The sequence below is a fragment of the Neisseria sp. P0009.S007 genome (genome assembly GCF_051962515.1).
In genome coordinates this window covers 1-269 of the sequence record NZ_JBQCVF010001110.1, presented here as the reverse complement: position 1 = coordinate 269, position 269 = coordinate 1, and the positions used below count along the sequence as shown (strand labels likewise).

General features: G+C 48.7%; 1 protein-coding gene. It reads left to right on the top strand.

The annotated features are described in order from the left end of the window. On the top strand, window positions 1-269 hold a 269-nt coding region (locus tag ACTHS3_RS17935), incomplete at both ends, for a calcium-binding protein (protein WP_440368771.1).

The following is a 269-nucleotide window of genomic DNA, read 5'->3' as shown; positions in this document are numbered from 1 at the left end:
ACGATAAAGACTGCAAAGATTGCGTTGACGATCAAAACCAACACAATACCTACGGACATGACGACAAAAATCCGGGTAACATCATCCGTGTTGACGAATGCGACAAAGATCAAAACGGCGCAACCAAAACTGTCGGTACCGATAAGAAAGATACCATTTACGGTACAAGCGGCGAAGACGTGATTTATGGCGGCGACGGTGCCGACGTAATTTACGGTGGCGACGGTAACGATACCCTGCAAGGCGGTAACAACGGTGACTCCCTGTAC